The 21,293-nt window shown below is 69.2% G+C and carries 20 protein-coding genes; 10 read left to right on the top strand and 10 right to left on the bottom strand.

Features of this window, described 5'->3' with window-relative positions; translation table 11 throughout:
- Positions 1-131: 131 nt before the first annotated feature.
- Genes pstB through NM961_RS08910 form a run of 3 tightly spaced genes read right to left on the bottom strand, consistent with a single transcriptional unit; the run spans position 132 to position 3,380 of the window.
- A complete protein-coding gene (pstB, locus tag NM961_RS08920) occupies positions 132-950 on the bottom strand; it encodes a phosphate ABC transporter ATP-binding protein PstB (protein ID WP_255913781.1) in 819 nt (272 codons plus the stop codon).
- Entirely contained in the window at positions 947-2,284 is a 1,338-nt protein-coding gene (gene pstA / locus NM961_RS08915) for a phosphate ABC transporter permease PstA (RefSeq protein ID WP_255913780.1), read from the bottom strand. Before pstA ends, pstB begins: the two co-directional genes overlap by 4 nt.
- A gap of 1 nt (position 2,285) precedes the next feature.
- Complete coding sequence (locus NM961_RS08910; protein ID WP_255913779.1) at positions 2,286-3,380, bottom strand: ABC transporter permease subunit; 1,095 nt, start codon at positions 3,378-3,380, stop codon at positions 2,286-2,288.
- A 187-nt stretch (positions 3,381-3,567) separates the two neighbouring features.
- Between NM961_RS08910 and NM961_RS08905 the strand changes: the two genes are divergently transcribed.
- Both NM961_RS08905 and NM961_RS08900 read left to right on the top strand, forming a co-directional pair.
- The gene (locus tag NM961_RS08905; protein WP_255913778.1) at positions 3,568-4,695 is read left to right on the top strand and encodes a glycosyltransferase family 4 protein; all 1,128 of its coding nucleotides are present in this window, start codon (positions 3,568-3,570) and stop codon (positions 4,693-4,695) included.
- Positions 4,692-5,252: a phosphatase PAP2 family protein gene (locus NM961_RS08900; RefSeq protein WP_255913776.1), complete on the top strand. Its 561-nt coding sequence runs from the start codon at positions 4,692-4,694 to the stop codon at positions 5,250-5,252. Before NM961_RS08905 ends, NM961_RS08900 begins: the two co-directional genes overlap by 4 nt.
- A 51-nt stretch (positions 5,253-5,303) precedes the next feature.
- Here NM961_RS08900 and NM961_RS08895 read toward each other — a convergent pair whose 3' ends face one another.
- Genes NM961_RS08895 through NM961_RS08880 form a run of 4 tightly spaced genes read right to left on the bottom strand, consistent with a single transcriptional unit; the run spans position 5,304 to position 9,134 of the window.
- A complete protein-coding gene (locus tag NM961_RS08895) occupies positions 5,304-5,780 on the bottom strand; it encodes an SMI1/KNR4 family protein (RefSeq protein WP_255913774.1) in 477 nt (158 codons plus the stop codon).
- A gap of 59 nt (positions 5,781-5,839) precedes the next feature.
- Positions 5,840-6,715 (bottom strand): carbon-nitrogen hydrolase family protein, encoded by an 876-nt coding sequence (locus NM961_RS08890; protein WP_255913773.1) that lies wholly within the window; start codon positions 6,713-6,715, stop codon positions 5,840-5,842.
- Complete coding sequence (locus NM961_RS08885) at positions 6,715-7,341, bottom strand: GNAT family N-acetyltransferase (protein ID WP_343231908.1); 627 nt, start codon at positions 7,339-7,341, stop codon at positions 6,715-6,717. The genes NM961_RS08890 and NM961_RS08885 overlap by 1 nt, the downstream gene beginning before the upstream one ends.
- Positions 7,314-9,134 (bottom strand): DUF885 domain-containing protein, encoded by a 1,821-nt coding sequence (locus NM961_RS08880; protein ID WP_255913772.1) that lies wholly within the window; start codon positions 9,132-9,134, stop codon positions 7,314-7,316. Before NM961_RS08880 ends, NM961_RS08885 begins: the two co-directional genes overlap by 28 nt.
- A gap of 192 nt (positions 9,135-9,326) precedes the next feature.
- On the opposite strand from NM961_RS08880, the gene NM961_RS08875 reads away from it, so the two are divergent.
- From NM961_RS08875 to NM961_RS08855, 5 genes are all read left to right on the top strand, one after another.
- Positions 9,327-10,178, top strand: coding sequence for a 23S rRNA (adenine(2030)-N(6))-methyltransferase RlmJ (locus NM961_RS08875; protein WP_255913770.1), 852 nt, complete (start codon positions 9,327-9,329; stop codon positions 10,176-10,178).
- 354 nt (positions 10,179-10,532) lie between these two features.
- Positions 10,533-11,555 (top strand): L-threonine 3-dehydrogenase, encoded by a 1,023-nt coding sequence (gene tdh / locus NM961_RS08870; protein ID WP_255913866.1) that lies wholly within the window; start codon positions 10,533-10,535, stop codon positions 11,553-11,555.
- Between the two features lie 7 nt (positions 11,556-11,562).
- Complete coding sequence (locus tag NM961_RS08865; RefSeq protein ID WP_255913769.1) at positions 11,563-13,029, top strand: hypothetical protein; 1,467 nt, start codon at positions 11,563-11,565, stop codon at positions 13,027-13,029.
- 114 nt (positions 13,030-13,143) lie between these two features.
- Positions 13,144-13,710, top strand: coding sequence for an ECF-type sigma factor (locus tag NM961_RS08860; protein WP_255913768.1), 567 nt, complete (start codon positions 13,144-13,146; stop codon positions 13,708-13,710).
- Between the two features lie 148 nt (positions 13,711-13,858).
- On the top strand, positions 13,859-14,602 hold the full coding sequence (locus tag NM961_RS08855) for a hypothetical protein (protein WP_255913767.1): 744 nt from the start codon (positions 13,859-13,861) through the stop codon (positions 14,600-14,602).
- Positions 14,603-14,719: 117 nt separating this feature from the next.
- Here NM961_RS08855 and NM961_RS08850 read toward each other — a convergent pair whose 3' ends face one another.
- Positions 14,720-15,913, bottom strand: coding sequence for an agmatine deiminase family protein (locus NM961_RS08850; RefSeq protein WP_255913766.1), 1,194 nt, complete (start codon positions 15,911-15,913; stop codon positions 14,720-14,722).
- 108 nt (positions 15,914-16,021) lie between these two features.
- On the opposite strand from NM961_RS08850, the gene kbl reads away from it, so the two are divergent.
- Positions 16,022-17,215, top strand: coding sequence for a glycine C-acetyltransferase (gene kbl / locus NM961_RS08845; protein ID WP_255913765.1), 1,194 nt, complete (start codon positions 16,022-16,024; stop codon positions 17,213-17,215).
- A 173-nt stretch (positions 17,216-17,388) separates the two neighbouring features.
- Here the strand turns inward: kbl and NM961_RS08840 are convergent, their stop codons facing one another.
- A complete protein-coding gene (locus NM961_RS08840) occupies positions 17,389-18,249 on the bottom strand; it encodes a pseudouridine synthase (protein WP_255913764.1) in 861 nt (286 codons plus the stop codon).
- Between the two features lie 102 nt (positions 18,250-18,351).
- On the opposite strand from NM961_RS08840, the gene NM961_RS08835 reads away from it, so the two are divergent.
- Positions 18,352-18,828 carry an OsmC family protein gene (locus tag NM961_RS08835; protein WP_255913763.1) on the top strand — a complete coding sequence of 159 codons (477 nt, stop codon included), beginning with the start codon at positions 18,352-18,354 and terminating at the stop codon, positions 18,826-18,828.
- Between the two features lie 271 nt (positions 18,829-19,099).
- Positions 19,100-19,885: a DUF1295 domain-containing protein gene (locus tag NM961_RS08830; protein WP_255913762.1), complete on the top strand. Its 786-nt coding sequence runs from the start codon at positions 19,100-19,102 to the stop codon at positions 19,883-19,885.
- A 10-nt stretch (positions 19,886-19,895) separates the two neighbouring features.
- Here the strand turns inward: NM961_RS08830 and NM961_RS08825 are convergent, their stop codons facing one another.
- Complete coding sequence (locus NM961_RS08825) at positions 19,896-21,140, bottom strand: hypothetical protein (protein WP_255913761.1); 1,245 nt, start codon at positions 21,138-21,140, stop codon at positions 19,896-19,898.
- Positions 21,141-21,293 lie beyond the last annotated feature (153 nt).

Raw genomic sequence — 21,293 nt, 5'->3', positions numbered from 1 at the left:
TCGGAGGAAGGTGGGGCGGTATCTGGACAGGCGCAGGTTACGCCGTGTTTACATTGGAACAAGTTGCGGATTTTTGCGCAGTGCAGCGAAAACGTGGCGGCCGCGCAGGCCGCAGGGCCTCCGCAGTCGTATCACAATTTTCCGGTGATGTAATCTTCCGTGCCGCGCAGGCGCGGATTGGTGAAGATGCGGTCGGTGGTGTCGAACTCCAGCACGCGGCCGTCCTGCATGTAGGCCGTGTAGTCGGCCACGCGCGCGGCCTGCTGCATGTTGTGGGTGACCAGCAGCACGCTGTAGCGCTCGCGCAGCGCGACCATCAGTTCTTCCAGGCGCAGGGTGGAGATCGGGTCCAGCATCGAGGCCGGCTCGTCCATCAGCAGCACCTCGGGTTCCACCGCCAGGGCGCGGGCGATCACCAGGCGCTGCTGCTGGCCGGCGGAAAGGCGCAGGGCGCTGTCGTCCAGCCGGTCGCGCACCTCGTCCCACAGGCCGGCGGCGCGCAGCGCGGTCTCGACCCGGTCGTCCAGTTCCAGGCGCGAACGCAGGCCGGCCAGGCGCAGGCCGAAGGCCACGTTCTCGCCCACCGACTGGGGAAACGGATTGGGTTTCTGGAACACCATGCCGACGCGGCGGCGCAGGTCCGGCACCGACACATCGGCGGCGTAGGCGTCCACGCCCAGCACCTGCACTTCGCCGTCCATGCGGCAGTCGGCGATCTCGTCGTTGAGCCGGTTGAAACAGCGCAGCAGGCTGGACTTGCCGCAGCCGGACGGGCCTATCAGCGCGGTGATGCGGCGCCGCGGCACGCTCAGACTGATCTGGTCCAGCACGCGCCGCTCGGCATAGTGCAGGCTCAGCGCGCGCGCCTGCAGGGCCAGCTCCAGTCCGTCGAGCAGACCGCCGGGCATGGGTTGCAGGCCGTCGGCCCCGGCCAGGCGCAGGCGGCTCATGCGGACAGCTCGCGGCTGCGTTCGCGCAGGCGGTTGCGCACGACGATGGCGGCAGCATTGAGCGCCACCACCACGATCAGCAGCAGCAGCGCCGCGGCATGGGCCTCGCCCAGATCGCGCTGGGCGTCGGCGCCGGTCAGGGCCAGGTCGTAAACGCTGTGTCCGAGATGCATGAATTGCTTCGACAGATGCAGATAGGGAAATTCGCCGTCCAGCGGCAGGGCCGGCGCATATTTGACCGCGCCGACCAGCATCAGCGGCGCGACCTCGCCCGCAGCGCGCGCGACAGCGAGGATCAGCGCCGTGAGCAGGGCCGGCCGCGCCACCGGCAGCACCACGCGCCAGAGCATTTCCGCGCGCGTCGCCCCCAGTGCGAGCGCGCCCTGGCGCAGGCCGGCCGGCACGCGGGCCAGGCCTTCCTCCACCGCGATCACGACCACCGGCAAGGTGAGCAGGGCCAGGGTCAGCGCCGACCACAGCAGGCCTCCTGTGCCCCAGGTCGGGCTGGGCAGCGCATCGGCATGGAACAGCGCGTCCAGGCCGGCGCCGAGTCCGTGCACGAACAGCACCAGGCCGAACAGGCCATAGATCACCGAAGGCACGCCGGCGAGATTGGCCACCGCCGCACGCAGCAGCTGCGCCAGCGCGCCGCGACCGGCGTATTCGTGCAGCCACAGCGCGACCAGCACGCCCAGCGGCATCACCAGCACGCTCATCAGCAGCACCAGCACCACCGTGCCGACCAGGGCCGGCAGCAGGCCGGCGCTGCCGCTGTCGCCGCCGGGCGAACCGCTGACGAAGGCCCAGGCGCGCTGCGTCGCCACCCGCAGCCGGCCGCCCGGGCCGAGCTGGTTCGGTGCGAGAATTTCCACAAGTTCCCCGCGCCGCAATGGCAACTCCGCCGGCATGCCCGGCAGCGCCAGTCCGGCGGCGGACGGCAGCGCGGCCAGCGCGTGCGCATCGCCGCGCAGATAGAGTTCGCGGCCGTCAGCCAGGCGCAGCGCGAGCGCATCGGGCGGAAAGGTCCGTTCGAGCAGGTCGGCGCGGGCAATGCGCAGGTAGGCGCCGCCGCGGCGCTGCCATTCGCTGGCGCGCGCGATCAGTTCATCCGCATCCTCGCGCACGATCGCCGCCAGCGCCTGCTGCGGGCCGGCTGCGCCCTGCCAGCGCAATTCCGCCACGGCGGCCGGCAGGAACGGCCGCGCCGACTGCTGCAACAGCACGAACAGCAGCGCGATCAGCGCAGCCAGGCTCAGCGCAACCGCGCCGGCCGCCAGCCACAGGCCGGAATCACCGCGCCGCCGCGGCGCATGCCGGGTCCCCGTGCGCAGCATGCTAGAGCCCCGCCAGGCGCCGGCGCAGGCGTGCGCGCACCATCTCGGCCAGGGTGTTGAGCACCAGGCACAGCACGAACAGCAGCAGGGCCGAATACAGCAGCTGGCCGAAATGCGCGCTGCCGCCGGCGGCCTCGGGCGCTTCCAGCGCCAAGTTGGCGGCGATGGAGCGCAGGCCGCTCAGCGGCGAGGCCTCCAGCAGCGGTGTGTTGCCGCTGGCCATCAGCACGATCATGGTCTCGCCCAGGGCGCGGCTGAAACCCAGCAGCACGGCGGCCAGCACACCGGGCGCGGCCACCGGCAGCACCAGCCGCCACAGCGCCTGCCAGCGCGTAGCGCCCAGCGCCTGGGCCGCACTGGCCAGTTCCACCGGCACACCGAACAGCGCTTCCTCGGCCAGGGTGAAAACGGTGGGCATCACGGCCAGGCCCAGCATCAGGCCTATGACCAGGCCGTTCCACGGCGTGGCCGGGCGCAGCAGGGCACCGACAGCGCCGCCGCCCAGCCAGACGCCAAGCTGCAGCGCCAGGCCGGCCAGCAGCAGGATCGGCGGGATCAGCAGCCAGGATTCGCGCCCCTGCATCCGGCGGCGCCAGGCCGGACTGGCCAGGCGCTGCCAGGCGCTGCCGCAGGCGGCCAGGGTCAGCGGCAGCAGGGCCAGGAAAACCGCCAGCGCCAGCACCTGGCGCGCCAGCCACGGCGCCAGCACCAGTGCCGCGATCAGGCCCAGCACCACGGCGGGCACGGCCTCGAACACTTCAAACAGCGGCTTGAGCAGCCGGCGCAGCGGCGGGGCGGCGAAGCGCGCGCACCAGATTGCGCTGCCCAGGCCCAGCGGAATCGCCACCAGCAAGGCGTAGAACGCCGCCTTGATGCTGCCGGCCAGCAGCGGCAGCAGCAGGTCGCGCCAGCCGCCGCCGGCGTTGGCCGAGGCCAGCAGGAACAGCGGCATGGCCATCACCAGCAGGCCCAGCAGAGCCGCCGCCGCGGCCAGGCCGCGGCGCGCCCAGCGTTCGCGCCGCGCCCGCAGCCGGGCGCGCTGCGCAAAGCGCAGCGCCAGAGGCGTGGCGGGATAAGTCGAGGCCGGGACAGACATTGGCGCAAGCTAGGTCCTGAATATGACAGTCATGTTACAGGCAGGAAAGCACACCAAGACCCTGTCACCCCGGCGTCACCTGCCTGCCATCGGCACGCAATTGCCCGCGCCGAGCATGCGCCAAACCTGAGTACGCGGCGTCCCGGCCCGACAGCGCGGCGGGGACGCGCGTGCGGAGCCCGGCGCCATGCGCATCGCCATCGTCACCGAGACCTATCCGCCCGAGATCAACGGCGTCGCCCTGACCGTACAGGCGCTGGCGCAGGGTCTGTGCGGCCGCGGCCATGCGGTGCAGCTGATCCGTCCGCGCCAGCCCCAGGCCGGCACCGACCAGATCGTGGGCGAGGACGTGCAGGTACGCGGCGCGGCCATTCCGCGCTATCCCGGCCTGCGTTTCGGCCTGCCGGCGCGGCGCCGGCTGGAGCGGCTGTGGCGCGCGGCGCGGCCGGATGCGATCTACGTGGCGACCGAAGGCCCGCTGGGCCATTCCGCCCTGCGCGCGGCGCGGCGCCTGGGCATCGCCGCGAGCACCGGCTTCCACACGCGCTTCGACGATTTCGCGCGCTTCTACGGCCTGGGCTGGCTGACGCCGGCGGTGTTCGCCTGGCTGCGCCATTTCCACGCCCATTCGGCCGCCACCCTGGTGCCGACCCAGGAGCTGGCCGATTTCCTCGCCGAACGCGGCTTCAGCGGCGTGCGCCTGCTGCGCCGCGCGGTGGATACGCAGTTGTTCGATCCCGCGCGGCGCGACGAAGCGCTGCGCCGCGGCTGGGGACTGACGCCGGACGAACTGGCCGTGGTCTATGTCGGCCGCATCGCACCGGAAAAGAATCTTGCGCTGAACGTGCGCGCCTTCCGTGCGCTGCAGCAGCACTGCCCCAATGCCCGTTATGTCTGGATCGGCGACGGCCCGGCGCGGGCCGAGCTGGCGGCGGCCAATCCGGATTTCGTCTTCACCGGCCCGCTGCGCGGGGAAAACCTGGCCGCACATTTCGCCAGCTGCGACCTGTTCCTGTTCGCCAGCCTGAGCGAGACCTTCGGCAATGTCACGCTGGAAGCCATGGCCAGCGGCGTGGCCACCGTCGCCTTCGACTACGGCGCCGCGCGCGAACACATCGCCGATGGCGTGAACGGCCGCCGCATCGCCTGCGCCGACGCCGATGCCTTTGTCGCCGCCAGCGTGGAAACCGCGCACGACGCCGCGCTGCGCCGCCGCCTCGCCGCCGCCGGCCGCCAGGCCGTGCTGAACCTGAGTCCGCAGTCGGTCACCGACCATTTCGCCGAATTACTTGCCTCGCTGGGGAGCCGCGCATGAACGCGATTGAACGCTGGAACCGCCTCGAAATCCGCAGCGGCGAATGGCGCCTGTGCCTGGCCGCCAACCGCTGGGGCGCGCGCAAGGCCATAGTCACCTTCTTCCGCGCCATCAGCCGTGCCGGCGACGGCGTGTTCTGGTATGCGCTGATGGGCGTGCTCGCCCTGTTCGGCGGCAGTCGCGGCGCCCAGGGCGCGCTGCACATGGCGGTGGTCGGCATCATCGCCCTGCTGCTCTATCGCAGCCTGAAGAAACACACGCGCCGCCCGCGCCCGTTCCGCGCACACCAGGGCATCGTCGCGCATATCCCGCCGCTGGACGAATACAGTTTCCCCTCCGGCCACACCTTGCACGCGGTGAGTTTCAGCCTGGTCGCCATCGCCTACTTCCCGCTGCTGGCCCTGCTGCTGGTGCCGTTCACGCTGCTGGTGGCGGCGTCGCGGGTGATCCTGGGCCTGCATTTTCCCAGCGACGTGCTGGCCGCTGCAGTGATCGGCAGCGGGCTGGCTTCGGTTTCGCTGTGGGTGGTGCCGGGGGTGAGCCTGTTCCTGGCATAGGTTTCACCAGAAGACCCGGGGGGTTACCCAGCACCTTTGCGACGCGGCTACCTACGGCTTGCTGTACGCCCGTGCTTCCTCCGCTATACGCACATGCCAGTCGACGGAGTTCAACAGGTAGTCGCTGAAGGATTCACCCGCCGGTCGCGGCATGCCTTTTCCTTCGCAATACGTGTAGACCGGTGGGTCTGCGTCGTCCGACAGAATGAAGTAATGAAAGACGTAACCCTGGTGCATGGAGAAGACGAAGGCGCCGGCGGGCAAATCGAACGGTTCGTTGTTCTCCCGCAGCAGATCCGCGGCGTCTTCAGTCAGGCCGTCGACTTGGCGGATATAGAAATCGGTGCCAGTGAAGAAGCCCGGTGCGGCGCGGCCGGCGGCGGCGAGAAAGGTCTTGTACTGCTGCGGCAGCGGCGCGCCGGCCTTGCGTTCCAGCTGCGCTATCTCCTGCTCCGTACAACCTTCGATCTGCTCGCGCAGGCAGATGCCGGAGATGACCAGTGCGTCGATGATGTCCTGCGCGTTCATCCGGCAAGCTTCCTGCTGCGAGTGGGGAACAGGCACAGTGTACGTGCTGCGGATTGCGCTCAGCTCACCACCGCCGCCGCCACGCCTGGCCGCAGCTGCGATTCCCAATCCGCCGCATTGGCCACCTGGCCTTCGCGGCGCACTTCGTCCAGGCGGCCGGCGTCGATATCCGCACAGACCCAGATCACATCCGGTGCAGCGATGGCAACGACGCCGTCGTCAGGAAGGCCGCGGTCGCTGGGGGCGTACACGGCGGCGCGGCCGGTGTTGCTGTCCAGCGCGGGACTCCAGGCGGCTTCGCCCGCGGTGACGGACTGCACCACGTGGCACTGGTTCTCCAGCGCGCGCGCCTGGCAGCCCACGCGCACGCGGGTGGCGCCGGCGGCGGTGTCGGTACAGCTGGGCACCAGCAGCAGGCGGGCGCCGGCTTCGTACTGGCGCCGCGCGTAAAGCGGGAATTCGCTGTCGTAGCAGATATTCACGCCGATGCGGCCCAACGCGGTGTCGAATACCTGCAATGAGTCGCCGGCTTCGATCACGCCGGCGGCGCGCTCGAAGCCGGTCAGGGTGAGCTTGTCCTGGAACCAGCGGCGACCGTCGGGTGCGAACAGTTCGGCGCGATTGCGGTAGCGGCCGTTGGGCTGGCGCAGCAGGAAGGTGCCGGCCAGCAGGTGCAGGCCGCAGTCTCTGGCGAGCGCAGCGAACAGGTGCGTCCAGCCGGCGTAGAGATCCTGCAGCGCCGCCAGCGAAGCGGTGAAATCGCCGCGCACGTCCGCGGCGAACGCGCCGGCCAGTTCCAGCGCCAGGTATTCCGGCAGCACGGCCAGCTGCGCGCCCTGCGCAGCGACGCCTTCGAGTTCGGCGCGCAGGCGCCGGGCAAAGGCGTCGAAATCCGCCGGCGCCTGTATCGGCCACTGTGCTGCAGCAACGCGCATCAGCCTTTCTCCAGTTCGCGCAGCCAGAAACGCAGCGCATGCGACTGCGGCGCGGCGGTGCCGGTTTCCTGCCATTCCAGATGACAGAACATGTCGTCCTGGCGCTGGTAGCCGCGCTTGCGCCAGAACGCATCGTTGTCGCGGTGGCCGGGCGGACGGCGCGGATCGGCGGGATCGCGCTCCACCGCGCAGAACGCGGCCAGACCGAACCCCAGTTCCCGCGCGCGCGCCTCGCGCCAGTCAAAGAAGGCATGGCCCACGCCGCGGCCGCGGTACTGCGGCAGCAGCACGGATTCGCCGAAATAGAACACGTTTTCCACGTCCAGGCCGCGTTCCGCGAAGGGCTGGCGGAAGGCCGGCGCATCGTCGGCCAGCGGCACCGCGGTGGACGCGCCGATCACCGCATCGCCGTCCCAGGCCAGCACGAACAGGCTGCGCGGCGAAGCCGCATAGGCGGCCAGGTACTGCGCCTCGTAGCCGGCATCGCCCGCATAGCAATACGGCCAGTCGCGGAACACGGCGATGCGCAGCGCAGCCACCGCGGCCAGGTGCGGCGTCACCGCCGCACCGCGGCAACAGCTGATGCGCAGGCCGCCGCTCAGGCGCCCTTGCTCTTGGCTATCCATTCGTCGACCTGGCGCTCCAGCAGCACCATCGGCAGCGCGCCGCTGGTCAGGACCACGTTGTGGAACTGGCGGATGTCGAACTTGTCGCCCAGTTCCTTCTTCGCTTTTTCGCGCAGCTCCAGAATCTTGATCATGCCGACCTTGTAGCCCAGCGCCTGGCCCGGCATGACGAAGTAGCGCTCGATCTCGGCCACCACGTCGGTCTCGACCATGCCGGTGTTGTCCAGCATGTACTGGATGGCCTGTTCGCGGGTCCACTTCTTGGAATGGATGCCGGTGTCCACCACCAGGCGCACGGCACGCATCATCTCGTCGCGCAGGCGGCCCAGGTTGTCCAGCGGATCGTTCTGGAAGCCCAGCTCCCAGGCCAGGCGTTCGGTGTACAGCGCCCAGCCTTCGGAATAGGCAGTGAAAGGCAGCACGCGGCGGAAGAACGGCACGCCCTGCAGTTCCTGCTGAATCGCAATCTGGAAATGGTGGCCGGGAATCGCCTCGTGGTAGGCCAGCGTGCGCATGGTGAAGCGCGGCATCTCCGCCACGTTGCGCAGGTTGGCGTAGAAGATGCCCGGACGCGAACCGTCGAAGGCGCCCGGCTGGTAGTACGCACCCGGCGCGGTGGCCTGGGAGAACTCCGGCACAGCCTCGACCTTGACGCCGAGCTTGGGACGCACATCGAAGGCCGGGCCCAGCTTGCCGTCGATGTCGTCGATGATGGCCTGGAAATGCGCCAGCAGCTGCTTCTTGCCTTCCGGCGTGTTCGGGAACAGCTGGTCGGGGCTGGCCGTCAGCGTGCGCACGCGGTCGCCGATGGTGCCTTCGGTCATGTCGCGCGAGCGCAGGATGGCGTCCATCTCGCCGCTGATGCGGGCGACTTCGGCCAGGCCGATGTCGTGGATCTGCGCCGCGGTCATTTCCGTGGTGGTATGGCTGCGTATGCACCAGGCGTAATAGGCCTCGCCGTCGGGCAGGTGCCAGGCGCCGTAGTTGCCGTCGGCCTTGGCGCGCAGGGCTTCCTCATGCGCGATCAGCTTGGCGTAGGCGGGATAGACGGTGTCCTTGATCGTCTGCTCCACGCGCTTGAGCAGGTCTTCGCGCGTGGCTGCGTCCATTTTGTCGGCCGGGATCTTTTCCAGCTTGGCCTTGAAGGTGACGTACAGGGTGTTCTCGTTCGGCGCGGTGCCGGCGAAGCCCTGCATCTGGGTGATGACCTTGTCCACGGTGAAGCGCGGCGGGACTATGCCTTTGCCTTCGTACAGGCGCAGGCCTTCCATCACCTGGTCGAATTTCTGCGGGAACTTGTTCAGGCGCTTGATGTAGTCCTCGGCCTCGCCCTTGTTGGTGACCTGATGCTGCTGGGCGAGGAAATCCGGCAGCGAGCTTTGCACGCCGAACAGCTGGTTGACCGGGAAGCTGTAGCCGCGGAACTTGTCGCCCTCGACCTGCAGGCGCAGGAAATATTCCAGCACGTCGTAGGACAGCTTGCCCTGGGCATCCAGGCCGCCGCGGTCATAGGTCAGCAGCATGTCGTGATCGGACTTGGTCTGCTGGAACTGGCGCTCTTCCTCGGCCGGCGAGGCGTCGGCCAGGTCGTCGCTGTAGAAATCCAGCCAGTCCGGCAGCACGCGCATGCTGGAGAGCATTTCCGGGTTGGCCACGGCGAACTTGGCGAACACGCGGGCATAGAACCAGTCCAGCTTGGCCGGCTTGAAATACCAGACGTGGACGAACAGCAGGCCTATGCCCACGACGAGAACCAGGAACAGGCCCAAGAGCCATTTGAGCAGGCGTTTCATGCAACTCCCCCAGGGGAACAATGTGGATGTGACAGGCGGTGAACTGTCGCACGTTGCAACGGCGGCGTAGGTGCCGGAAGTCATGCGGCGGGCGGGCGGAACTGCGCGGCGGCACCTGGGACCGGCGGCACGCCGCCGGATCGTGCGGGACCGTATACTGCCGGCCGGCAGTCAGCGCGCGAAGGAGAGCCCATGAACTACCGGCATGCCTACCATGCGGGCAACTTCGCCGATGTGCTCAAGCACAGCGTGCTGGTCGGCCTGATCGAGGCGCTGAAGCAGAAGCAGACTGCCTTCTGCTACATCGACACCCACGCCGGCCGCGGCCGTTACGACCTGCACGGCGAGGAAGCGCGCAAGACCCGCGAATTCGCCGACGGCGTGCTGCGCCTGCTGGAAGCCTCGCGCCTGCCCGCGTCGCTGCACGTCTATCTCAACCTGGTGCGCGCGCTCAACGGCAACCGCGCCGCCCACGACATCGCCGTATACCCGGGCTCGCCGCTGCTGGCCAGCCTGCTGCTGCGCGATGGCGACCGCGCCCAGCTGTGCGAGCTGCAACCCGACGAGGCCGCGGCGCTGCGCGAGGTGTTCCGCGGCGACAGCCGCGTCGCCGTGCACGAGCGCGACGGCTACGAGGCGCTCAAGGCGCTGCTGCCGCCCAGGGAAAAGCGCGGCCTGGTGCTGATAGACCCGCCGTTCGAGGCCCAGGACGGCGAGTTCCGCCTGATCGAGGCCGCCCTGGCCCAGGCGCGCACGCGCTGGCCCAACGGCATCTACGCCGTCTGGTATCCGATCAAGCTGCGCCAGCAGATCAGCGGCTTCCACCGCTGGCTGCGCCAGAGCGGCTTCGGCAAGGTGCTGGTGGCCGAGCTGCTGCTGCATCCGGACAACTCGGCCCTGCGCCTGAACGGTACCGGCATGGCCATCATCAACCCGCCCTGGAAGTTCGACCGCCAGCTGGAGGAACTGCTGCCGGTGCTGGTGCAGCACCTGGCCCAGGGGCGCTTCGGGCAGCAGCGGGTGGAGTGGCTGGTGCAGGAGTGAGGTGGCTGTCTACAGGGGGAAACCGGGATGGCATCCGCCCGGTTTCCGTGGAGAAGCCGCACGCCTGAGGGCCAAGGCAGCGAACCTGGCACTGCCGCCGCTGCTTGGCCGGCGCGTTCCCGAATACCGCCAGGACGAGGTCCGCGAAGCGCTGGACCGCCGTTCCGCCTGATCCAGCGCGTCAACGGCAGCAGGATCGAATCCTCACCGTCAAATACTCCCGCCAGCGCCTGTCCGAGCGCCCCGGCGACCTGTAACCCTGCCCTGCCAGCCTGAACCGCCGCCCCGCGCGCCGCCGCCCGGCCGCACCTATAATCGCGGCCCCCGCCCCGAGGTTGCCCCATGTCCAAGATGATGAAAGCCCTGGTCAAGCGCGAAGCCACCAAGGGCATCTGGATGGAAGAAGTGCCGATGCCGGAGATCGGCCCCAACGATGTGCTGGTGAAGCTGGAAAAGACCGCGATCTGCGGCACCGACCTGCACATCTACAAATGGGATGAATGGTCCCAGCGCACGATCAAGCCGGGCCTGGTCATAGGCCATGAATTCGTCGGCCGCATCGTCGACATGGGCGCCGGCGTGCGCGGCTACCACGTCGGCCAGCGCGTCTCGGCCGAAGGCCATATCGTCTGCGGCCACTGCCGCAACTGCCGTGCCGGCCGCCAGCATCTGTGCCCCAACACCGTCGGCATCGGCGTGAACCGCAACGGCGCCTTCGCCGAATACATCGCCATGCCGGCGTCCAACCTGTGGCCCATCCCGGACCAGATCCCGTCCGAGCTGGCCGCCTTCTTCGATCCCTACGGCAACGCCGCCCACTGCGCGCTGGAATTCGACCTGATCGGCGAGGATGTGCTGATCACCGGCGCCGGCCCCATCGGCATCATCGCCGCCGGCATCTGCAAGCACGTCGGCGCGCGCAACGTCGTGGTCACCGACGTCAACGATTACCGCCTCAAGCTCGCCGCCGAGATGGGTGCGACCCGCGTGGTCAACGTGGCCAAGCAGTCGATCAAGGACGTGGTCAAGGAACTGCACATCGAAGGCTTCGACGTGGGCCTGGAGATGAGCGGCAACCAGCGCGCCTTCGCCGACATGCTCGATTGCATGTACCACGGCGGCAAGATCGCCCTGCTGGGCATATTGCCCAAGGGCGCCGGCATCGACTGGGACAAGGTCATCTTCAAGGGCCTGGTGCTGCACGGCATCTACGGCCGGCGCATGTACGAGACCTGGTACAAGATGACCCAGATGGTGCTGACCGGCTTCCCGCTGGCCAAGGTGCTGACCCACCAGATCCACATCGACGACTTCCAGAAGGGCTTCGACCTGATGGATTCCGGCAACTGCGGCAAAGTCGTCTGCAGCTGGAACTGAGCCGGCGGTGAGTACGCGATACGGCCGGCGCCTGTCATGGGCGCCGGTACTGTGCCTGCTGGCGGCCGCCGCCGCCGCCGAGGATGGCGCGCAACGCAGCCCGCAGGAAACCGAACCGCTGCTGGACGCCGCCGCCATCGTGCAGCCGGCGCTGCTGGCCGCACCCAACGTCACCGTCGCGCCGCAGGCCCAGGTGCACGGCTACATGGCGCGCTTCAGCCTGCGCACGCCCTATGGCGAACTCAGCGCCGACAGCGTGGAACTGCTGGCCATACGCCAGGCCGAAATGCCGGCCATCGAGGTGCTGGAGCGGGCCAGCCGCAGCGCCGCCTTTGCGCATGCGCTGGCGCAACGGTTCGAGAAGACCGGCAAATCGGTGTGGCAGGTGGTGAGCAATCCCATCGACACCGTCGCCGGCCTGCCGCGCGGCGTGGCGCGCTATTTCCGCAAGCAGGTGGAACGCTGGAGCAACCGCGCCCAGTCCGCCAGCGACCGCATCGCGCGCAAGCTGGGCAGCGACGGCGATCCCTTCGGCGGTGCCCAGGCGCCCCTGGCAGCGGCCCGCGCGCCGCTGCCGGGCGAGGCCGGAACACCCAGGGACAAGCCCTGGTACGGCAGCGCCGGCAAGGAAGTGGGCCGCGAGATCAAGCGCCAGCTCGACTATTCCAAGATGCGCCGCGAAATGGCCCGGCACCTGGGCGTGGATCCCAGCTCCAGCAATCCGCTGCTGCGCGAGCGCCTGGACGCGCTGGCCTGGGCCGCGGTAGCCGGCAATTTCAGCGGCGGCGCGGCCCTGGACGCGGTCGGCGGCAGCGCGGCGGAAGTGATTTCCGTCGGCGGCCGGCTCAATTCCCTGGTCTGGGAGCTGGATGAGGAAAACCTGCGCGAGAAGAACCGCAGCCGACTGGCGCAGTGGTGCAGCGACGATTTCGCCGTGCGCCAGTTCGTGCGCCGCGGCGGCTTCAACGACAGCCTGCGCACGGCCCTGGCCGACGAGCTGGACGGGCTCAGGCCGGCCAGGGGCTGCAATGACCTGATCGAGATTGGCACCGGCACGCGCTCGGAGCTGGAAGCGCGCTACCTGGTCAACGCCCTGCGCCTGATCCGCGCCCAGGGCGGCCACGGCGGCGAACTGTCGGTGGTCGGCGCGGCCATCGTCTGGCGCGGCGAGGATGGCCGCCTGCTGCTGCCGCTGCCGCTGGACTGGCTGAGCTGGACCGGCGACATGGCCGAGTTTTTCGCCGCGCCACAGTTCCGCGTCGAGGACAAGACCGTGCTGATCGGCGGCGAAGCCTCGATCGGCGCCCAGCGCGCACTGGCCGCGCGCGGCTGGAACCTGAGCCTGCGCACGCCCTACCCCGGCGCGCCGGCGTATGCGGAAGACCTGTCCCAGGGCCTGCCGGACGCTGCCCATCCGGCACCGGCGCCGCAGCTCTGCGTGGGCGACGTGGCGGAAACCGCCGCCTGCCTGTGAAACCAAATGTGACCTGGTCGACGCCGTGACTGTGGCACGCCCGGGCGATACCGCGCCGCGACACCGCGATAATGCCCGCGCCGGCCGCCGCCGGCCTGCCGGGTAACCGCGTTCATGATGGCCACGTCTGCGCAACCCATCACCCAACTGCTGCGCGCCTGGGAAGCCGGCGACGAAGCGGCCCGGGACAGCGTGGTGAACCTGGTCTACCAGCAGGTGCGCGCGATCGCGGCCAGTTCCCTGCGCGGCGCGCCGGGGGCGACCCTTACCCCGACCGAAGTCGCCCACGAAGCCCTGATGCGCCTGCTCGACACGGACGCGGCCTGGGAAGACCGGCGCCATTTCTTCCACGTTGTGGCCCAGGCCACGCGCCAGATCCTGGTCGACGCCGCGCGCCGGCGCCAGGCCGGCAAGCGCGGCGGCTCGGTGGAACGGGTGGAAATCTCCGCCGCCGCCGAACAGCTGCCGGCCGAGGACGTGGACACCCAGCTGCTGCGCGTGGACGACGCCCTGGCCGAACTCGGCCGCACCGACCAGCGCCGCGCCAGGACGGTGGAACTGGTCTATTTCGGCGGCTTCTCCCGCGCCGAGATCGCCGCCGCGCTGGAAGTCTCCGAAGGCACGGTGGACCGCGACCTGCGCCTGGCACGGGCCTGGCTGCGGGTGGCGATGGAGGCCTGAAGACGCGGGATTGCGGATTCGGGATTCGCAAAAGCGCATCCCGCCGGCTTTCGCAGGCAACCAATCCCGAATCCCCCATCCCGGCCTTAAGCTTTTGACGGCCACTCCGCGTAAGGACAAGCAACCCCTGTCCGCCCCGGAGCCGCCCATGTCCCGCCTCACCGTGTCCGCCTCGCTCGCCGTCTTGCCGCTGGTGCTGGCCGCAATGAACTCGCAGGCCGCCATGCCGCTGCTGGGCAGCGGTCCGCCGCAGCCCGACGTGGTGCTGCCCTGGGCCGACGGCGTGCCCAATTTCAATATCGCCAGCAACGTCAATTGCATCACCGGGCAGATCGAGACCCGCGTCTCGGGCTATACCGGCTACAGCCTGCTGCCGCCGAACCTGACCCCGGCCGTGGGCGAGGTGTTCTACACCCATCTGGTGCTCGGCCATCCGGGCAATCCCTGCACCGGCAGCGCGGTCGGCATCGAGCTGTCGCTGCCGCCGGGCGTGCAGACGGCGGTATCGGCGAACGATCCGACTTTCTGCTTCTCGCGCAGCCAGACCAACTTGTTCAATCTGGGCACCGACCCCGAATACGGCTGCCCGACCACGTTCCCCAATAGCGCGAACGGCCTGCGCATCGCGCCGCCCCACGGCGGCCTGGGCGGCAGCGGCGGCTGGGGCATGCACCAGGGTTTCTGGCTGGAGCTGCTGATTCCGCTGCGCGCGACCACGCCGCAGCTGGGCACCAATCAGATCGTATGGACCATCAATCCGGATATCGGCCAGTTCGGCCAGGTCCGCGTGGGGCCGCAGGTCAACAACATCATCATCTTCCGCGACGATACCGAGGGCAAACTGCTGCAGCTGACCATCTGCACGGTGCAGCCGATACCGCAAGGCTGCTGAGCGCGGCGCGCGGAGCGCACGCGAAACCGGCATCCGCGGAGCGGGCGGACAACGCCTGCCTGGCGATCTCCGGTTTCCCTCTGCCGCATTCCGGCAATCCGTCCGCCGCCCGGCGCCTCAATCGTCCATGCCGTCGCGGAACACCAGATCCGGCACGTGCATGACGATGCAATGAATCGCGCCGGACAGGCCGATGATGTCGCTGCAGTTCACTCCGACCACCGTGCGCTCGGGCAGGGCCTGGGTGAAGGTCGTCAGCGCCGCGGCGTTCTCGGTGGGATAACCATCGAACTGGCAGACCAGGGCCAGCTTGTTCAGCAGCACCGCGTTGGCATAGGTGAAGTGGGTGAAATCCGCGCGCCAGGCCGGGGTGCGGTAGACGGTATAGCCGCGCGATGCCAGCAGGGCGGCGGTGTTCTCGGTCACCGTATACGGCACGCCGTCGCTGCTGGCGTGGCGGCTGATCAGGACCTTATCGTCGGCCAGCGGCAGCATCCACATGTCGATGTGCTGGGTGGAATCGTAGCTGGCCGGGAACGGATCGGTCAGGGTCAGGTCCAGGCCCTGGTAATCGCGGTAGTAATCCTTGATCTGCTGCTCGCTCAGGCCCGGGTTTTCGTTCACGATCAGCCGCGTCATGAACGCATCGCGGTTGCGGAACAAGTGGAAATTGCCGCCGCCGTGGGTGAGCGGGATGTCGTACTTGGGCTCGCCCGAGTACGTCGCCCATACGCCCGGGAACAGATCGTCCACCGGCCGCGGCCGGTTGTAGACGTGGTCCACCGCGCCGCGCCGGCCGTGGTCGTCGACGAAGCGCGGACCGTAGTCGCGCATCCATACGCTGCAGCCGCCGCCGCTGCAGCCCTGGCTGACAAAACGTACCCGGCTCATGACCGCACCGGCACCGCTCAGGATGGAGCTGGCGCTGTTCTGCTGCGTGGAACCGGTCACGACCACGTAGACCAGCGCCTCCGGGTCACCCGTCGTGATCGCGACGATCATCTCGGTCAGCAGCGCGTTCATCGAGCCCCAGCGCACCAGCAGGCCGCTGTTGTCCTCGTATTCGGCCTGGGCGCGCACCGGGCCGGCCGGCGGCGCCAGCGGCGTGCGCTGCAGCTCGGGCAGGCGCCAGCGGCGGCGTTCCTCGGCGCTGAGGTGGCGCGGCAGCGGGAAGGGATCATCGTCCTGGATCAGGGCCAGCACCTCCGGCGGGACCTTCCTCGGCTGCGGCCGTTGCTGTTCCTGTGCCTGCGCCAAGGACGCGGCCAGCGCCAGCCCGAGCAACATTCCCCAGCGAACCCGACTGTGCATGTTCCTGCTTCCTTCCCACGGAATGGGTCAGCCTAGCAAAACCGGCCGGTGTTGGGCTGGCGCCGCGCATGCCGCACAATCCGCATCTTTCCCTTCCGCGAGACCGCCATGGACTACGCCGCCCGCGACCGCCTCACCGCCGAACTGGAACAGATCCGCGAACAGGGCCTGTACAAGACCGAGCGCATCATCACCACGCCGCAGTCCTCCGCCATCGCCACCGCCGACGGCCGCCAGGTGCTGAACTTCTGCGCCAACAACTACCTCGGCCTGGCCGACAACCGCGAGATCATCGAAGCGGCCAAGGCGGCGCTGGACAGCCATGGCTTCGGCCTCGCCTCGGTGCGCTTCATCTGCGGCACGCAGGATCTGCACAAGGAACTGGAAGCGGCCATCTCGCGCTTCTTCGGCACCGAGGACACCATCCTCTACACCAGCTGCTTCGACGCCAACGGCGGCCTGTTCGAGACCATCCTGTCCGAGCAGGACGCGGTGATCTCCGACGCGCTCAACCACGCTTCCATCATCGACGGCATACGCCTGTGCAAGGCCGAGCGCCGCCGCTACGCCAACGGCGACATGGCGGAACTGGAAAAGCACCTGGCGGAGACGCAGCAGCGGCGCACCCGCCTGATCGCCACCGACGGCGTGTTCTCCATGGACGGCTATATCGCCAAGCTGGACGAGATCGTCGCGCTGAAGGAGAAGTACAACGCGCTGCTGATGGTGGACGATTCCCATGCCACCGGCTTCGTCGGCCCCACCGGCCGCGGCTCGGCCGAGCTGCACGGGGTCATGGACAAGGTGGATGTGTATACCTCGACCCTGGGCAAGGCCCTGGGCGGCGGCTCCGGCGGCTTCACCACCGGCCGGCGCGAGATCATCGACCTGCTGCGCCAGCGCTCGCGCCCGTATCTGTTCTCCAATACCCTGCCGCCGCCGCTGGTGGCGGCTTCGCTGAAGGTGTTCGAGATCCTCAGCCGTTCCACCGCGCTGCGCGACCGGGTCGAGGCCAATGCCAACCGCTTCCGCGCCGGAATGAGCGCCGCCGGCTTCGACCTGCGCCCGGGCAACCACGCCATCGTGCCGGTGATGCTGTACGACGCCAAGCTGGCGCAGGAATTCGCGCGCCAGCTGCTGGACGAAGGCATCTACGTGATCGGCTTCTTCTACCCGGTGGTGCCGCAGGGCCAGGCGCGCATACGCACGCAGATGAGCGCGGCGCACACGCCGGAGCAGATCGACCAGGCCGTGGCGGCGTTCACCAAGGTCGGGCGCAAGCTCGGCGTGCTGAAGCACTGATCCCTGCGCACGGGCAGCGGAAGGCCGCTGCGTAATCCGCTGCCCGCGCGGATTACGCGAAGCCGCACCGATCCTGCCCGGCGGACGGCTTTCCGCTGCCGGCACAGATCCCGCCGGGCGCGGACTTTACCCGGGCCCGTTTTTTTCGCGCTGCCTCCACGGCGCCGGCGCGGCTAGCCGGCCGTTGAAACCAGCGCGGCGATTTCATCCGCGCCCAGCCGGCGCCACTGGCCCTTGGCCAGTTCGCCCAGGGCCAGCGGCCCTATCGCCACGCGCACCAGCCGCAGCACGCCTATGCCGTGCGCGGCGAGCAGGCGGCGGATATGCCGGTTGCGGCCTTCGTCCAGCACGATCTCCAGCCAGGCGTTCTTCCCGCCGCTGCGCAGCAACTGCACCGATTTCGCCGCCAGCAGCTCGCCGCCCTCGCGCACGCCGGCGCGCAGCTGGTCGAGCAGCGCTGCCGCGGGCACGCAGTCGATCTGCACGTGGTAGGTCTTGCGGATCTCGCTTTCCGGCGCGGCCAGGCGCGCCGCGGCCGCGCTGTCGTTGCTGAACAGCAGCAGGCCTTCGCTGGCCTTGTCCAGCCGGCCCACCGGCGCCAGCCAGGGCAATGATGCATCGTCGAGCAGCGCATAGACCGTGTCGCGGCCCTGCTCGTCGCGCGTGGTCGTGACCAGGCCGCGCGGCTTGTTGAGCATGATCCATACGCTGGCCGCCGCAGCAATGTCGTGGCCGTCGACGCTGATGCGGTCGGCGTCCAGCCGTGCCGGCGTTTCCGGGTCGCGCACCAGGCGGCCGTTGAGGCTCACTCGTCCGGCGCGCACCAGGACCTCGGCCTGGCTGCGCGAGCAGTAGCCGCGCTTGGAGATCACGCGGGCCAGGCCATGCCGCGTTGCGCCGGCGGAAGGCGCGCTTTTGCCCGCCGCACCGGCCACGGCGGGTTTCTTCGTCGCCCCGGCGGCGGATTTTCTTGCCGCGCCGGCGGCGGTTTTTTTGGCTGCGCCGTGGCGCCGCGACGGAGGAAAGGCAGGCATGCGCACACGCTGCCGCAAGCGCCGGCTTTCGTCAAAGGCCGCGGCCGCGTCATGATGCGGCCTGCAGCGCCTGTTCCGTCCATCACGCCCCGAGGCCACACCATGTCCGAACACCGCACCGCGCTCAGCTGGCAACGCAACGGCGCCGCCTTCGAACGCGGCAACTACGTGCGCGAACACCGCCTGCGCTTCGAGCGCGGCCAGCAGCTGACCAACTCCGCCGCGCCCGGCTACGGCGGCCTGGGCGACGCCACCGATCCGGAGGAACTGCTGCTGGCGGCGCTGTCGTCCTGCCACATGCTGACCTTCCTCGCGCTGGCCTCCAACCGCGGCTATGTGCTCGAAAGCTACAGCGACGACGCGGTGGCGATCCTGGACAAGAACGCCGAAGGCAAGCCGGCGGTGACGCGCGCCGTGCTCAATCCGCGCACGCGCTTTTCCGGCGACAAGATCCCCACGACCGAGGAACTGCAGGCGCTGCACCACCGCGCGCATGCGAACTGCTTCATCGCCAACTCGGCCAAGACCGAAGTGGAAGTGAACCCGCAACTGGAAGGCCAGGCCGCGGCCACGGCGTGAGCGCGCCGCACAGGGAAGCGTCCGGCCGCGCCCGCAGCCGCGCCGGCCGCGCCCTATCCAGCCAGGCCGTCGCGCCGCAATGTGGCGAAATGCACGGGCGCGCAGCCCGCGGCCGCGCCGTCGCCCGCTCTTCACGCTGCCGCAGGCACGCTGCGGCCCGTGCCGGATCCGCCCGACGGATCCGCTGGTTTCACTGCCCCGTTGCCGCGTCCGCCGCGGCCGACTGCCGCCGGGCGGGCTGCGCCGCCGCCCGGGCAGAGAGTGCCGAGTCATGATCGATAGCCAAGATGTGCTGGTGGTCTGGATCGCCGCAGCCGTCGCCATGTTCCTGGCCTGGCTGCTGCAGCTGGCCACCCGCAATGCCGGCCTGGTCGACGCGGTATGGGCCTCGTGCCTGAGCGCCAGCGCGCTGTTCTACGCCGGCAGCGGCCACGGCGGCATCGTCGCGCGCGCGGCGGTGGCCGTGCTCGGCGGCTTCTGGGGCTGCCGCCTGTGCCTGCATATCCTGGCGCGGGTGCTGACCGAGCACGAGGACGGCCGCTACCGCCATCTGCGCGAGCGCTGGCGCGGCAACCCGTTCAAGTTCTTCCTGCTGTTCCAGGCCCAGGCCGTGGCCGTAGTGCTGTTCTCGCTGCCGCTGCACGCGGCCGCGCAGGGCCCGGCCGAGGTGATGACGCCGGCCGTGGCCGCCGGCATCGTGATCTGGATTATCAGCCTGTGCGGCGAGACCCTGGCCGACTACCAGCTGGCCCGCTTCCGCCGCGACCTGCGCAACCGCGGCAAGACCTGCCGCAGCGGGCTGTGGCGTTACTCGCGCCATCCGAACTACTTCTTCGAATGGCTGCATTGGTTCGCCTACATCTTCATCGCCGCCGGCGCCTACAACGCGGCTCTGGCCTGGCTGGGGCCGCTGCTGATGCTGGCGGCGCTGCGCTGGATCAGCGGCATTCCGCATACCGAAGCCCAGGCGCTGCGCACGCGCGGCGAGGACTATCGCGCCTATCAGCGCGAGACCAGCATGTTCGTGCCCTGGTTTCCGCGCCGCGGTCGTACCTGAGGCGCCCGCCTCAGGATTTGCCGAAAGGCCGCTTCAGGCGCGACAGCAGGCCGCCCTGATCGTTCTTCTGCGCCCGCAGCGAGGCGCGCGATTCCCATTCGATCATGCCGACGGCGTGGTAGGCGTTGACCACGTCGAACACATCGGCCATGGGCACGTTGGCGTTCGCAGCGATCTCGTTGAGCCGCGCCGGCTGCATCATGGCGCGGGCGATGCGCTGGTGCTGGCGCACGTCGCGGTCCAGCTCCAGCCAGTGCTTGAGGCGGTAGGTGCCGCCCGGATCCAGCTGCGGCGCCAGGCGGCCGCCGGAGGTGACCAGGGCCTCCAGCCAGATCAGGTTGTGGTAGGGCTGGGCGGGCTGGTTCTCGCGGATCTGGTTGATCTCGCCCGTGGTCAGGGTGCGCCAGTCGCTGCGCCAGACCGGCTCGCGCACGTACAGCTCCAGCTGGGCCAGGTTGCCGTCGGTGTGGAATACGCCGTTCTTGGGATCCAGCGTCAGGCTGATCGGCGCATTGTCCAGCTTCAGCTGGGCCGGACCGGCCAGCAGCGACTGTTCCAGATAGGCGCGCAGCGGATACTTCGCGTTCTCGCGGCCGGTTTCCACACTGCCGCCGCGGCGGATCTGCGGCAATGTGTTCGGCCCCGGCGCGCCGGAACCCAGCAGCGCCTCGTTGTCGGTCACGTGGTAGTCGCTGCGCCGGGAATGGCCGGTGACGCCTTCGATCTCGGTCTTCTCGTCCAGCGTCAGCGGCACCGAATAGCGCGGCTTGCTGCTGCTCTCGTCGCGCTTGAACAGCGCATCGCTGCTGGCGGCGTGGTCGGCGCCGGAATCCTGCAGCAGGGCGCGGGCGCTGTCGGGCGGATCCAGCTTGCGCGAAGGCGTGGCGGCAAATTCGAGGTAGAGATCGTCGTGCCCGCCGTCGATCTGCGGCAGCAGCACCAGGCCGCCGCCGGCGCGGTTGAGCACATCGACCACATTGGGCAGCTTCAGCGGGCGGTGCAGGCGCAATTCCTGATCGGATGCCGCCGGATCATCGGTGATCACGGCGCAGCGCAGGCCGGCGGCGATGGAACGGGTACGCGCCATCTGACCGGCGAAAGATTCAGTGTCGACGATGACCAGGTCGGCCTTTTCCTCGGTGCCCCAGCGCCAGTGCTGCTGCAACTGATCGGCCGCCTTGCGCATCAGCAGGCGCAGGTGGGCCGTGTCGTCATCACTGAGGCCGATGACCACCAGGTTCTTGTCAATGCGCATCGCCCTTCGCTCCCCCACGGGATTCGTCATTGGCCGGACCGCTCCACCGGGCTCCGCCGGCGCGCGATCGGCAGCGTGTCCAATAGTACCCAGTATTGGTCGCGGGGAAACCCGGCTGTTCATACTGCTGCGAAGCGGGTTTCCGCGCGTCCG

The sequence above is a fragment of the Tahibacter harae genome, assembly GCF_024437735.1.
GTDB classification, from domain to species: domain Bacteria; phylum Pseudomonadota; class Gammaproteobacteria; order Xanthomonadales; family Rhodanobacteraceae; genus Tahibacter; species Tahibacter harae.
The sequence above is the reverse complement of the archived record's forward strand: the minus strand, read 5'-3'. Positions and strand labels throughout refer to the sequence as shown.